Below are 13,342 nucleotides of genomic sequence, written 5' to 3'. Positions count from 1 at the left end.
CAACACAAAAACTGTCGCGAGCTGAAGCTCCCTCCCACAAGGTCTGTAGGCCACAGTGCACCTACTGAGCTGGAAGCTTGATTGGTCGCGAGCTAAAACAGCCTTCCACTAGTACATGAAGCTATAGTCATTTATGATATTAAAACAGTCTTTTTAAATATATTTATAACAACAGATTGCGTATTTCACATGGCATTGTTGCTACGCAGCATCTAGTATTATGCTGCACGTATCCAGAAGTAAAATCTCAGGAGGAGAAACGGTATGACGACGCCACTAGCAAAGAAGTTAGCCATCGCACTATTAATGGCTTTGATGGCAGGCGGGTTGATGGCTTGCGACGATCAAGGTCCTGCTGAAGAAGCGGGTGAAAACATTGATGACGCTGCAGAAGAGGCCGGTGAAAATATGGAAGAGCTTGGCGAAGATATGGAAGATGCCGCCGAGAATTAAGTCGAATAGTTGAAAATAGTTGAGTTAAAAAGCAGTCGCTGAAGAGCGGCTGCTTTATTGTTTGTATTACGTCTATTATGTAGCCTAAATCACGATAAAAATTGAGGATGCAACGTGCAGCTACAGCGCGACAAAAGCTTACTGTTAATGGTTGATTTTCAGGCGGGCCTACTGCCTGCGATCAATGGTGGTCAAGAAGCTCTCACCGAAGCGAGCTGGCTAGGTGAAATGGCTAGCTTGCTTGAGGTGCCTGTATGGCTGACCGAGCAAAATCCGGAAAAATTAGGCGCCACTGAACCAGCCCTACTGGCTTCTCTAACTGGCTACCGCCTATGGCAAAAACGGCATTTTGGCGCCATGGCAGAAGCCGAGTTTCGTGAAGCGCTCAACGCAACGGAAAAAACACAAATTGTGCTGTGCGGGACGGAAGCGCATATTTGCGTGCTGCAAACGGGGTTAGGGTTGTTAGAAGCAGGCTACGAACTGTACTGGTTCAGTGAGGCGTGTGCCAGTCGCCGCCCGCAAGAGGTGGTGCTTGCCCGGGAACGGGTTTGCGCAAGCGGGGCGGTGGCGGTATCCGCGGATATGGTCGCCTATGAGTGGTTGCACCGCTGCGATACGGCACTGTTTAAAGAGGCGCACCGGCGCTTTCTCAAGCCACGCTCGTCACGCTCCCTGCAGTTTTTCTAGGTCGCTTTAGCGATCCGCTTCTTTGCGGGTGAAAACAAAGCTATCTCCTTGGGAAGCCGCCGCATCGAAGCGATAGCCAGCGACGTCAAACCCTTTAAGACGTTCAGGGTCGTTGACCTGTTGCTGAATCAGCCAGGCGCTCATCAGCCCGCGAGCCTTTTTGGCGTAGAAGCTAATGATTTTAAAGCTGCCATTTTTCTCATCTTTAAACACCGGCGTAATGACCCGCGCATTAAGCTGCTTGGTATCCACCGCTTTAAAATACTCATTCGAGGCAAGGTTAACCAGCACGTTGGAGCCGCTTTCAGCGATGGCCTCATTGAGTGCAGGCGTCAGAATGGGTTTCCAATAGGCATACAGGTCTTTACCAGCGCTATTGGGCAGCTTGGTGCCCATTTCCAGGCGGTAGGCCTGGATCAAATCAAGGGGCCGTAGCAGGCCATATAAGCCGGAAAGAATGCGCAGGTGCGTTTGCGCGTAATGGTTCTCGGCCTCGGTGAAATTCTCCGCCTGCAGGCCGGTATAAACGTCGCCCTGAAAGGCCTGGGCGGCGGGTTTTGCATTGTTGAGCGTAAACGGAGGTTGCCACTGCGCAAAGCGTGCCGCATTCAGGCCCGCCAATTTATCGCTGATGCCCATGAGTTCGCTGATCTGCTGCGGGGAGTAGTCGCGCAAAATATCGATAAGCGCCTGGCTGTGTTTCAGAAAGTCGGGTTGTGACACCTGCTCGGTGGTCGATGGGGTTTCAAAATCCAGCGTTTTCGCTGGAGAAATAACGCTCAACATCGCATGCTCCTGGGGCCGTCGATAATGCCCTTGTATGAAAGCTGTCAATAAATAAGAACAGTATACCAAGCCTCGGCAAAGACCGAGGCTATAGCAGCGATAGCGGGTTGAAGCTAACGGCTCAGACGTTTAAGCACCTGTCTTAAGGGCTTGTCTTAAGGGCAAGGGTTGGGCATGTGGCGGTGAATATCCTCGATTGCCTCTAACACTTCATCGTCCAACTTGAGGCTTTCGCTGGCAAGGTTGCTTTCCAATTGCTCCATGGTGGTCGCGCCAATGATATTGCTGGTTAAGAAACTACGTGAGTTCACAAACGCCAGCGCCATTTGCGCAGGATCTAGCCCGTGTTTCTCAGCAAGAGCCGCGTAAGCCTGTGTGGCCGCTTCGGCTTCTGGCGACGTATAGCGCTTAAAGCGCTCATACAGCGTCAAGCGCCCTTTAGCGGGCTGGGCGCCATTGAGGTATTTGCCTGAGAGTACGCCAAAAGCGAGTGGCGAATAGGCGAGTAGACCCACCTCTTCCCGGTGGGCTATTTCAGCCAGGCCTACTTCGAACGAGCGGTTGAGCAGGTTGTAGGGGTTTTGAATGGAGGCGACGCGCGGAAGGTCCAGCTTATCGGCCAGTTGCAGCGAGCGCATTACCCCCCAAGGGGTTTCATTGGAGAGCCCAATGGCGCGCACTTTGCCCGCATCGACGAGCTCTTTCAGCGCTGATAACGTCTCTTCCAACGGCGTTGAATCTTCTTCTTCACTATGTACATAGCCTAGCTTGCCAAAAAAGTTGGTTTGGCGGTCTGGCCAGTGCAGTTGGTAGAGGTCAACGTAATCGGTGTTTAACCGCTCAAGGCTTGAGTCGATCGCCTGGTGGATATGCTCACGGGTGAGTCGTGGCCCCCCGCGAATATGCTCAAGGCCTGGACCCGAGGCCTTGGTGGCAACAATGACATCGTCCCGGGAGCCGCGCTGCTTTAGCCAACTACCGATATAGCGTTCGGTAAGCCCTTGGGTCTTAGCCATGGGCGGAACAGGGTACATTTCAGCGGTGTCTATAAAGTTGATCCCAAACGCCACGGCGCGATCAAGCTGTTCGTGGGCTTCGGCTTCGCTATTTTGCTCGCCAAACGTCATCGTGCCTAAGCAGAGTCGACTGACCTCTAGGCCGGTTCTGCCAAGTGGGCGCGTTTGCATTTGCATCTCCTTTAAGGCGAAATTGCCACCAGATAAGCAGCCATTACCAGAGTGGTTCACGGCGTGTGTACAGCATGTTAGCGAGGCTCATCAAAAGCAGCAAATTATGGGGTTGAGTCGTTGCAAAGGCAGGCGTATGCTTGCCAGCCCATCGACCGGCTAAAGGCCGGTTTCTCGTGTGGTTGGCGGTTATTGTTAATATCACTGCTGGCCCAAGGTTCCAACCAGATAGGCAGGGTGGTTTGCCATGCTGCAGGCATCAACATTGTTTACACGGCTAGAGTTTCGGCTGGCTGAACGGCTGTTTCATAATCGCTGGCTATTGCCGCGGTCACCGCGCACCCAGCGTTTAACGATGCGCTTGTTTAAGCGCTGTGCAGAGGCAGGGCATCCCGATGCGCTGTCCGTTTACGGCCATATGTTGTTTCATCGCAGTCAGACGCCCCAGGACAGAGCCCGAGGGGCGCGCTACGTCTTGGAAGCAGCGCAAGCCGGGGATATAAAGTCCCAGTATCAGTTGGCGAAAATCCACGAGCACGGCTGTATTCAGTACCCGCGCCGCGAAGACTATGCGGTCACGTGGTACGCACGTGCTGCTCAGTCAGGCCACTATTTAGCTGCCGAGCGTCTTGCCCGGGCTTACCGCCTGGGTGAGCTAGGCTTGGCGGTAGATAGTGAGCGAGCGGCTTATTGGCAGCGCCAGGCTGAACAGCAGACGCTAAACGACGTGGCTGCGGCATGACGCGACTGCGGTTTGATTGAGGAAGGAAGGTTGTGTCTGAGACGCTACCCACAGTACTAGATATTGAAGCGTCCGGGTTTGGGCGCGGCAGCTACCCCATTGAAGTCGGCATTGCGCGTGCCGATGGAAGCTGCTGTGCCTTCCTTATTCAACCGCTGGACGAGTGGACACATTGGGACCCCAAGGCTGAGCTGCTGCACGGCATCACCCGTGACCGATTGGTTCAGGAGGGTTATCCGGTGCGCCAAGTCGCCCAATGGCTTAACGATGAAATGAGCGAGCTGGGCAAGGCCTACAGCGATAGTTGGGGCTACGATAATACCTGGCTGTCGCTACTGTTTCATCATGCCGGTATGCTGCCGCGTTTTCGCCTTGAGGCATTAAGAATTTTGCTTAGCGAGGAGCAGCAGGCGCTGTGGAGCGATACTAAAGAGGCGATGATCGCCGAGCAGGGCATCCACCGCCACCGGGCAGGGGAAGATGCCCGCTTGCTGCAATTGACCTATCAGCATACCCGCAGGCTGACCGAGCAGCGCTAGTTACCCCGCTTGGTGATAGCGCTATAGCAGGGTTTCTAACGTATCAAGCAGTTCAGTGGGTGTCGGGGCGTCGAGTAGCATATCGCGCGTCGTCGATGTTAAAAAACCGTGGCTAACGGTGTTGTCTAAAAAGCTTAGCAGCGGTGAATAGAATTCATCGATATTCAGCAAGCCCATGGGTTTTTCATGTAACCCCAGGTAGCCCCAGGTCCATATCTCGAATAGCTCTTCAAACGTCCCAATCCCGCCTGGCAAGGCAATAAACGCATCGGCATTGGCCGCCATGGTGGCTTTGCGTTCGTGCATATTGCGCACCCGAATCAACTCGCTCAGGCCAAAGTGGGCCTGCTCGCGCTCGACTAGGTGATCGGGCATCACGCCGGTTACTGCACCGCCTGCCGCCAGGGCCGCGTTGGCCAGCTCACCCATCAGACCAACGCGCGCGCCACCATACACCAGCGAGTGACCGCGCTCCGCGAGCGTGCGCCCCAAGGCATTGGTTGCTTCACGAAAAGCGGGGCTATGGCCTTCACGTGAACCCAGATAAACGCAAATTCGAGCCATTTGTTTGCTTCCCTGTCTTTAAAAATGAACGTAGCTAAAAAGACGCTCAAGGAGACGTTTCTGAAGGCAGAAAGCGGTCTACTTGATGATGTTGATCCATCCATTGCCCAATTACATTATCGCCGCACAGGTGGTGAGCGTATTGGGTATGCAGGCAGCGAATCTGCTGCCAGTTGCTAATGCCGCCAATACCGCGCTCGGTCAGCACATTGGTGTAACCTAACTTAGCCACCTCTTCACGCTGAGCAGCGCTCATAGAGCCCCAGCGGGCGGCCACATAGTCGCGATGGCTCTGCTGGTAAGCGGCGAGAAATTCGGGCTCTTCCTGCAGGCGCTGCTCAAGCGATTTGATAACGCCCACGGCTTCAATGCGAGAAATCTCTACCTTCAGTACGTCTGAGCAGAGCCAATACAGCGTGGGGAAAGGTTTGCCATCGACAATCGGTGCCATGCGCAGTACCAGCGGGGTGCCTTGGCTGTCGGTGGCGGCCACTGCTTCAATGCCGCGCGGTGCGCGGCCGAGCTGATGGGCAATGATAGCGAGCTGATGCTCGTCAGGCGCTTGATTGGTGCGTATCACCATCGGTTGGTCTCTCACGAACGGTCGTCTTGAACAAATTTAGTCGAGCGGCCAACGGCGCGGAAAAAGCAGCGATTGAGCTGTTCGGGCGACGCGACATAGCACCACGTCCGCTCACAGTATTCGGCGGCTCGTGCCATCAGTACGTCGTAAAGGCGATTGAAAGGGGCATCATAATCGTAGGGGTCGGCGCCAAACAAGCGGATATGCGGATAGTCGGCAAAGCGCTCGACAAAATAGCGCTCAAGGTCGGCTTCGACAGCGCGGTGCTGGGCGACGTTGTCAGGGTCTATCCAGAGGTTGTAGCGGATTGCCATTGTGTCGGCTCCTGTTGCCTCGTTAGCGCGGGGTAGTGTCAATCAGGCGGGGTCAGGTGCATCTTGCAGATGCGACGTGAGCGTTTCTCGCAGATCGCCCTCAATCGGCATGGCGCATTTGGCCTGGTGGTCGTACTGCACCATAACCGTATGACCCAGGTTCGTCAGTTTATCGTGCTGGCGTGCTTCCTGGGTCACCGTAAACGAACTATTACCTAAACGGGTTAAATAGGTACGTATTTCGATATCGTGACCATAAAACAGTTCAGCCCGGTAATCGACTTCCATGCGTGCCATGATCAAGCGCCAATGCCGGGGATTTAAGTCGGGCGTAAACAGTTTGAACAGGTCATTGCGGGCAAGTTCAAACCACGCAGGCAGGCGTGTGTTATTGATATGCCCTAAGGCATCGGTGTCATAAAACGCGGGCTCAATGGTGCGGGTGAACATGGCAAGTCCTTGTGCTAATGAACGTGTTCTAATAAAAAGGATTAGCAGCGAGTGTTCAGGGTTAGCTCAAGCAGGCGCTTGGTCAAACCTGACGTTGGCACGTCTTAGACCAAGCGCAGCCCCTGCTGGTCACGCCAAGCAGCCTCTAGAGCCTCTTGCAATGGCGCTTTTAAGTGTTCTGGGAGTGCGTCATGGGCCGCTTGCAGTGAATCAAACGAGCGGTTACGTAGCCAGCAGTAAGCCCAGGCGCAGGCTTCAGCGTCGCTATCGGGGAGCGGGCGAGCAGGCATTTGATTGAGCAAAAAGACCGCGGTGCGTGGCGCCCAGAGCGGAATATCCTCAGCGCTGGCGGTGCTCCAATGATCCAGCGTCGCGCCGCTGGGCGTGACCTCGGGTTCGCCTAGCTTTGCCACGCGGGCAGTCTCTGCGAGAATCAACGCCAAGCGATCCGCATCGGCTTGGCCAAGTGCCCGCCACTGCCGCAACAGCGCCGGCAATCCTGCCCGCATCTTGGTATAAAAGTCATCTTGCGGCATGCTTGGCATAACCCTTATTGAATGAGTGAGTTTTTTCATGGCCTACGATTTTGCCACGCCTGTGGAACGACGCCATCCCAAAGGTGGCTGGGCATCGCAAAAATGGCACCGCTACGATGCTGACGTGCTGCCCCTATGGGTCGCCGATATGGATTTTCGCTCCCCACCCGCCGTCATTGATGCCTTGCAGGCACGGGTGGCCCATGGCATTTATGGCTATGGCGAAGTACCCGCTACGTTAACAGAAACCCTCTGCCAGTGGAGTGCCCGTCACTACGACTGGCCCATTCAGCCTGAGTGGCAACAGTGGCTGCCTGGCGTAGTGCCTGCTTTGCACCTGGCGGCGTTAGCGCTAACCGAGCCAGGCGACGGCGTGCTAACTGTAACGCCTATCTACCCGCCGTTTCTGGCCGTTGCTGAGCGTACCGGGCGATTGCCTCAGCAGGCGGCGTTGGCCGAGCCAGCAGCCCCCGGCGAGCCTTGGCAGCTGGATATCCAGGCATTGGAGGCCGCCATAACGCCGCGAACCCGCTTGCTGCTGTGGTGCCATCCCCACAACCCGACGGGGCGCGTATGGCGGCATGAGGAGCTTGCTGGACTGGCTGAGCTAGCGGAGCGTCACGATCTGTGGGTAGTCTCTGACGAACTGCACTGCGACCTGCTATTAGACCCAGGCGCCCGCCATCGCCCCTTAGCCGCCATGTTTCCAGAACTGGCAAAGCGGACGATCACCCTCTGGGCACCGTCGAAAACCTTTAACCTGGCCGGGCTGACCAGCGCCTGCGCGGTGATTTCCGACCCTCAGCTACGCCAGCGCTTTGCAGCAGCGACCAAGGGGTTATTGCCCGACGGCAACGTATTAGGCTTGGTCGCCGCACAAGCCGCGTATCGAGACGGTGAGCCGTGGCGTCAGGCGCTTTTGAGCGTGCTGCGTGAACACCGTGCGACGCTGCAGGCGCGCGTAGCCACGTGGCCGGGCGTACACTTAAGTGCGCCGGAGTCGACCTATCTGGCGTGGCTGGATATGCGCGAGGCGGGGCTGGGCGCCGCGCCGCATAAGACGCTGCTCAACGAGGCAGGAGTCGCGCTCTCTGACGGGGCGGCCTTTGGCAGCCCCGGCTTTGTGCGGCTTAACTTTGGCACCACCGCTACCCAGCTGGAAGCGGCGTTGTCGCGAATGGATCTAGTGCTGAAGCGGGATTGAAGACGCGTTTTTAACCGGTCTCAGTAGAGCATGGCAAAGAGCTTGCGACGGTAGGCGACGGTCAGCGGGTGGTCGGCGCCTAGCGCATCAAATACTTGCAATAGCGTCTTGCGCGCTGCGTCATCGTTGTAGGCGCGGTCCTGCTTCATCAAAGTAAGCAACGCTTCCAGCCCTGTATCGTAGTGACCATCGGCAATCTGGCGCAGCGCGCGCTGGTACTGCGCTTCGCTATCGGTACGTTCGCCCAGTGCTGCAATCTCATCGGCAGACGGTGCTTGCTCGCTAAATTCGATGCTGGCGCGCACGCCCCGCGCGGGCACGGCGTCGCGCTCTTCCGGCGGCAGGTTGTCGATTACTTCACGTGCCTCGTTGGTGCGCCCTTCGGCCACCAGAACGCGGGCAAACGCCACCTGATAGGGATAATACTCTGGGTACTGGCCCATCAGCGTTTGATAGATATCACGCGCGGCAGCGGTATCGCCTGCATTGAGCGCTTCTTCAGCCTGCTCTTCAGGACTGGGCGGCGCTTCGCCAGGCGCTGGGAAGTAGCGGTTGAGCCACTCGCGCACTTCCTTCTCTGGCAGCGCGCCCTGGAAACCATCAACCAAGCCGCCTTGGCTGACCAGTTTCACATCGGGTACCGACTGCACGCCCAGCTGGCCGCCAATTTCCGGGTTGGCGTCGATATCGAGCTTGGCGAGCAGAAAGGCACCCGCGTACTCAACCACCACCTTATCCAGCACCGTTAACAGGGTATTGCTGGCAGCGTTGGCTGGCGAGTAGCAGCCCATCAGCACCGGCACCTTCATAGAAGCTTCCAGCACCTGCTGAATATTGCCGGCATTGAGCTCGATAATCACATCTTCAGGGCGCACCGCTGCCTGTTCAGCATCCGGCGCGGGGGCGTCGGTAGTTCCGGTATCCGCAGTCAGCGGTTCACCTGAGCGGGGATCAATAATCTGCATGGGAAGACTCGATATCAAAAAATGGACAGTAGTTCCCCATGATATGCAGGCATGCCCGGTAGGATTCAAGGAAAGGAGGGGAAATAAAACCCAGGGCGCGATGATACACGCCCTGGTAGCACTATTTTTTCTGACAATGTGGCTGGTATTGCTGCTGGTATTGCTTAAGGAATGATGCGTTCCGCGCGCAGGCGAGCGAACAGGTCGAAAAACGCCGCGCGGGTTTCGCGGAAGTGGTCAAAGCCGAAATCGCGGGATTTGGTCACGTCGTTAACGCACTCAAGCTCGCGCCCCAGGTCGGCATCGGTGTGCCACCAGGAAGCCAGCTTGGAAACGTCAGCTTCGATTAGCCCGTGTTGCTTGGCAATCTCTGCCCAGGTTGGCGCAATGTCGGCCATCTGCGTTTCAAGCGGCTGCGGTGTTTCCGGGCAGTCCGGCACCTCAAGGCCGAAAAACTCACCCATTTCATTCCATAGCCGACGCCAGCGGAAAATATCGCCATTGACGGTGTTAAAGGCTTCGTTATGCGCGCCGGGCGATGCTGCCGCCCACTCCATCTGCCGCGCCAACACCAGCGAATCGGTTAGGTCGGTTAAAGCGTTCCACTGGGTCTGCGAACCTGGGAAAACGAACGGCTTGCCTGTTGCTTTGCAGATAGAGGCATAAACCGCCAGCGTTACGCCCATGTTCATCGCGTTGCCGCGGGCATAGCCGATCACGGTGTGCGGGCGGTGCACGTTCCAGCTAAAGCCGTCCCGCTCCGCCGCTGCGAACATGATGTCTTCGAGGGTGTAGTAGAAGTTCTCACCCGGTACGCGGGGCGCTGATTCACGAAACGGTGTCTCGGTCTTGCCGCTACCGTAGTTCTCGAAGGCGCCCAGGTACTGCTTGGTGCCGGTGACCAACGAGACATGCGCCACGTTTGCACCCTGCAAAGCGTCTAGCAGGTTGCGCATCATCGCGCCGTTAGCCTCGACATTGGCCATTTCGTTGTCACGGCGTACCCAGGTGCAGTAGAAAACGTTAGTAATCGGTAAGCCCGCCAGTGCCTTAGCCGTCGCTTCACGATCGAGCAGGTCTGCGGCGACGGGAATGACGCCCTCTTGTTGAGAGGGGCGACGTGATAAACCGTAAACGGTCCATCCGCTAGCGGCGAGATAGCTGGCCAGATTGCCGCCGGTAATGCCGGTAGCGCCGACTACAAGTGCTGTGCCTTTGCGCATCGTTAACTCCTTAATGCAGACAAGAGATTCGGAACGGGTGAAGAGCATGTGCTCGTGCCCGATGAAAAGCAGTTTGGTCTTTGATGATCATTGCTACAATTAGAAAAATCGCAAATCTTTATTGCATCAGGAGCAACTTGATGGATCTCAATGCGCTACGTATCTTTGAACGCGTCGCCGCGACCGGCAGTTTTACCGCCACCGCACGACATTTTCATCGCGCCGTGTCCTCTGTCTCGCGTCAGATCGCCACTTTAGAAGCGGCGCTAGGGCAGCAGTTGTTCTACCGGCACACCCGCGCCGTGACGCTGACCGAAGCGGGCTGGCGCTACTATCAGGAAGTTCGCGAGATTCTTGAGCGGCTCGACCTGGCGACTGAAGCGCTGATGGCACCCAATACTGAGCCCAGCGGTGTGCTGCGCCTTAACGCTCCGGTGGCCTTCGGCCAGCGCCAAATCGTGCCGATTCTGCACCACTTCCAGCGCCGCTACCCGGCGATCAAAGCCGAACTGATGCTCACCGATCAATTGACCGACCCGGTGCGCGAAGGCATCGATATTACCTTTCGCGTCGGTGCCTTGGCGGATTCCACCTTGGTGGCGCGCCGTTTAGCGCCAATGAATTATGTGGTGGCCGCTGCCCCCGACTATTTGCAACGTTGTGGTACGCCCACCCGCCCGGATGATCTGAGCCAGCATGACTGCCTGCTCTACCAGGGCGAAATGGGCCGCCAGCGCTGGTATTTCAATACTGCCGATCAGTCACAGGCCTGCACTTATAAAGTCGACGGCAGCCTTTACAGCAACGATGCCGAGAGTTTGGTGCGCGCAGCATTAATGGGGCAGGGGCTGGTGATGTTTCCCACCTGGCTGATTGCAGACGAGCTGGCCTCGGGTACGTTGTTACCTGTGCTCGAAGCGTGGGAGTGCGAGGTTATGCCGGGCAGGCGGGATATCCATGTGCTCTATGCGCAACGTCGTCTACATACGCGGAAGGTGAGTGCATTTCTGGATCATCTGTTTGAGATGGTCGGACCCACGCCGCACTGGGATCGCTGGCGTAAACTAACGCTGGATTAGAACCGATACCTTGCCCGCGGTGATGGTTTCTCGGTGCATATTAGCATCTCTAATTAGGTGGCCAAATTCACTATGCCACTACACATCCAACAATCAAAAAGCTCTAATTCGCATCATTTACCGCTTAACCGTAAGGTCGGGCGATTTTTATATATTCATCACCAAACCTGATCAGCTATTAAGAGCAATGCAATTATAATCATTGCTGCACCAGAGAATTGGCTAACGCGGTGTGCTATGTGAGGTCGCGTGGCTAGAATAATTTTCGAAGCAAAGCCAACTAGAAAGTAAACGAAAGCACAGTTGACTATTTGAACAAAGCCCATCGCAGTGATCTGCATTGAAATTGACCATGCGCTTTCACGGTTTGTGAACTGTGGTAGTAAAATTAGAAACAGCACCAATGCATCAGGGTTCATACTACTGATCATGAATCCACGAATGCCCCAGCCTAACCCAGTATTAGGTGTATGTTTATTATCTGCGATAGGTTGAGCGGGGTGACTAATAATATTAATGCCAAGCCATAGTAAATAACCTGCCCCTAGTACTGTCAGAACGGAAAGAACCGTAGGAATACTGGCGACTAGCGCACCAATACCCGCGGCGAATACTAAGGTTATTACCAAGTAACCGCATAGCATGCCGACTACGGCGGGTACCAATGCCCGCTCGCGTAGACCCGCTGAAATAGCATAGGCCCAGTCTGCTCCTGGTGCCATGATTAGTGAAATTGAAACAGCCCAAAATGCCATTAAGATGCTGACTGACATTGTTTTTCCTTGCGAATATTCATTCGTTTGCAAGGGGTATATTAGCGGTTAAGCGATGGAAGGTCTTGCCTAATTATTATGTATAATTTTTTCTGGACAGATTGTCTGCAGCTCTTCAAAGTTAAACCGTCTCTGGTCTATCATTGAGATTACATTTAGCCATTCATCATTCGACTATAATCAGCATTAATTAAGAGGCGCCAGACTTTGCGAGACTGGCTGTCTTATATGCCGCCTTCGTTGTGCATAATGTAATCACTTTTTTATCAGAGATTGACGTAATAATGGCGCGTGAACCCTGACGGATACCCTCAAAATAAGTAATTAAATCAAAATGATATAATTGAAAAAGCCTGCATGGGTCGGCTGTTGGTGGGCGGGGCACCTCTTTTTCATCTGATGGTATGCGTTTCATAATGGTTGAGCCCACCGGTCAGTGATCACGGTGGGCATGTGTTTTTTAAGTTTACGACTCAGTTGGTGTAATCACGTGAAAATGCCGCCAGTGATGCTTTCAGGTCTTTCTCACCAATAGCCACACCAATGCTGCGGAATTTCCAGCTACTGTTATGGCGATACACGCTACCCATGATCATGCTCACTTTGCCCGCGAACGTTGGGTCATTTGCGACGTCAAATTTTGCAAATTCGCTGCCGCTACCGGCTTTTCCGTTGTGGATGCGAATGCCAGCAAACGGGATCTCACCGAAGTTCTGCTGCGAAAAAGAATTCAACACTAAGGCGAGTGTGGTGACGTTACTCGGCACCTGATTCAGGTTGACCTTGATCACTTCATTGTCTTCGCCATCATCGCCGCCAGTGTCACCGGTGCGGTCGTCGCCGCTGTGAACGATAGACCCACACTTCGATTCTAGCTGACGAAACCACACCGTATCGACCAAATTACCCTGGGCATCAAACATGCCTATAGAGGCATCCAGGTCAACGGCGACGTGTTTTTTGCCAAAAAAGCCTTTCTTTTCGATTGCGCCCCAGTTAACACCGATTTCGATGTAATCCAGGCTGCCACCGCCTTCTTTTTCAAGACTAATGCGTTGGCCTTTCGCGAGGTTAATAGACATAGTGAATGCTCCATATTTTGCATGATCGCCGGGAACCGGCGTTGGGTTTAACTCATTCGGGTAACGCATTGGGGGTAACTAAAGAGCCACCGGATTACGCTAGGGCCTAAAGGGGCTAGCCGAACAAGCTGCCAAAAAGCCTTCTTTTTCGCTGGCGCTCTGGTCTGCTTTG

General features: G+C 55.0%; 17 protein-coding genes. 6 read left to right on the top strand and 11 right to left on the bottom strand.

The features are described from left to right. Positions 1-264: 264 nt before the first annotated feature. A complete protein-coding gene (locus HVA01_RS09380; RefSeq protein WP_146875049.1) occupies positions 265-453 on the top strand; it encodes a hypothetical protein in 189 nt (62 codons plus the stop codon). A gap of 114 nt (positions 454-567) precedes the next feature. Then, positions 568-1,143 (top strand): isochorismatase family protein, encoded by a 576-nt coding sequence (locus HVA01_RS09375; RefSeq protein ID WP_146875048.1) that lies wholly within the window; start codon positions 568-570, stop codon positions 1,141-1,143. A 6-nt stretch (positions 1,144-1,149) separates the two neighbouring features. On the opposite strand, the gene yaaA is transcribed toward HVA01_RS09375, so the two are convergent. Then, positions 1,150-1,929, bottom strand: coding sequence for a peroxide stress protein YaaA (gene yaaA, locus HVA01_RS09370; protein ID WP_146875047.1), 780 nt, complete (start codon positions 1,927-1,929; stop codon positions 1,150-1,152). 155 nt (positions 1,930-2,084) lie between these two features. Beyond that, the gene (locus tag HVA01_RS09365; protein ID WP_146875046.1) at positions 2,085-3,116 is read right to left on the bottom strand and encodes an NADP(H)-dependent aldo-keto reductase; all 1,032 of its coding nucleotides are present in this window, start codon (positions 3,114-3,116) and stop codon (positions 2,085-2,087) included. 247 nt (positions 3,117-3,363) lie between these two features. Between HVA01_RS09365 and HVA01_RS09360 the strand changes: the two genes are divergently transcribed. Both HVA01_RS09360 and HVA01_RS09355 read left to right on the top strand, forming a co-directional pair. Then, positions 3,364-3,858 (top strand): tetratricopeptide repeat protein, encoded by a 495-nt coding sequence (locus tag HVA01_RS09360; protein ID WP_146875045.1) that lies wholly within the window; start codon positions 3,364-3,366, stop codon positions 3,856-3,858. A 32-nt stretch (positions 3,859-3,890) separates the two neighbouring features. Then, positions 3,891-4,397 (top strand): hypothetical protein, encoded by a 507-nt coding sequence (locus tag HVA01_RS09355; protein WP_146875044.1) that lies wholly within the window; start codon positions 3,891-3,893, stop codon positions 4,395-4,397. Between the two features lie 21 nt (positions 4,398-4,418). On the opposite strand, the gene HVA01_RS09350 is transcribed toward HVA01_RS09355, so the two are convergent. From HVA01_RS09350 to HVA01_RS09330, 5 genes are all read right to left on the bottom strand, one after another. Next, positions 4,419-4,961, bottom strand: coding sequence for an LOG family protein (locus HVA01_RS09350; RefSeq protein WP_146875043.1), 543 nt, complete (start codon positions 4,959-4,961; stop codon positions 4,419-4,421). Positions 4,962-5,007: 46 nt separating this feature from the next. Continuing rightward, complete coding sequence (locus HVA01_RS09345; RefSeq protein ID WP_146875042.1) at positions 5,008-5,544, bottom strand: DUF501 domain-containing protein; 537 nt, start codon at positions 5,542-5,544, stop codon at positions 5,008-5,010. Between the two features lie 11 nt (positions 5,545-5,555). Then, entirely contained in the window at positions 5,556-5,858 is a 303-nt protein-coding gene (locus tag HVA01_RS09340; RefSeq protein ID WP_146875041.1) for a hypothetical protein, read from the bottom strand. A gap of 42 nt (positions 5,859-5,900) precedes the next feature. Then, on the bottom strand, positions 5,901-6,308 hold the full coding sequence (locus HVA01_RS09335) for an acyl-CoA thioesterase (protein WP_146875040.1): 408 nt from the start codon (positions 6,306-6,308) through the stop codon (positions 5,901-5,903). A 104-nt stretch (positions 6,309-6,412) separates the two neighbouring features. Beyond that, positions 6,413-6,844, bottom strand: coding sequence for a hypothetical protein (locus HVA01_RS09330; RefSeq protein WP_146875039.1), 432 nt, complete (start codon positions 6,842-6,844; stop codon positions 6,413-6,415). Between the two features lie 37 nt (positions 6,845-6,881). On the opposite strand from HVA01_RS09330, the gene HVA01_RS09325 reads away from it, so the two are divergent. Then, positions 6,882-8,048: a MalY/PatB family protein gene (locus HVA01_RS09325; RefSeq protein ID WP_146875038.1), complete on the top strand. Its 1,167-nt coding sequence runs from the start codon at positions 6,882-6,884 to the stop codon at positions 8,046-8,048. Positions 8,049-8,068: 20 nt separating this feature from the next. Here HVA01_RS09325 and HVA01_RS09320 read toward each other — a convergent pair whose 3' ends face one another. Next, a complete protein-coding gene (locus tag HVA01_RS09320; protein WP_146875037.1) occupies positions 8,069-9,013 on the bottom strand; it encodes a co-chaperone YbbN in 945 nt (314 codons plus the stop codon). 164 nt (positions 9,014-9,177) lie between these two features. Next, positions 9,178-10,236: an SDR family oxidoreductase gene (locus HVA01_RS09315; RefSeq protein WP_146875036.1), complete on the bottom strand. Its 1,059-nt coding sequence runs from the start codon at positions 10,234-10,236 to the stop codon at positions 9,178-9,180. A 140-nt stretch (positions 10,237-10,376) separates the two neighbouring features. Between HVA01_RS09315 and HVA01_RS09310 the strand changes: the two genes are divergently transcribed. Next, complete coding sequence (locus HVA01_RS09310; protein WP_146875035.1) at positions 10,377-11,315, top strand: LysR family transcriptional regulator; 939 nt, start codon at positions 10,377-10,379, stop codon at positions 11,313-11,315. Between the two features lie 158 nt (positions 11,316-11,473). On the opposite strand, the gene HVA01_RS09305 is transcribed toward HVA01_RS09310, so the two are convergent. Next, on the bottom strand, positions 11,474-12,088 hold the full coding sequence (locus tag HVA01_RS09305; protein WP_146875034.1) for a LysE family translocator: 615 nt from the start codon (positions 12,086-12,088) through the stop codon (positions 11,474-11,476). Positions 12,089-12,561: 473 nt separating this feature from the next. Continuing rightward, complete coding sequence (locus tag HVA01_RS09300) at positions 12,562-13,170, bottom strand: TerD family protein (RefSeq protein ID WP_146875033.1); 609 nt, start codon at positions 13,168-13,170, stop codon at positions 12,562-12,564. Positions 13,171-13,342 lie beyond the last annotated feature (172 nt).

This window comes from Halovibrio variabilis (genome assembly GCF_007991175.1).
Classification (GTDB): domain Bacteria; phylum Pseudomonadota; class Gammaproteobacteria; order Pseudomonadales; family Halomonadaceae; genus Vreelandella; species Vreelandella variabilis.
The sequence above is the reverse complement of the archived record's forward strand: the minus strand, read 5'-3'. Positions and strand labels throughout refer to the sequence as shown.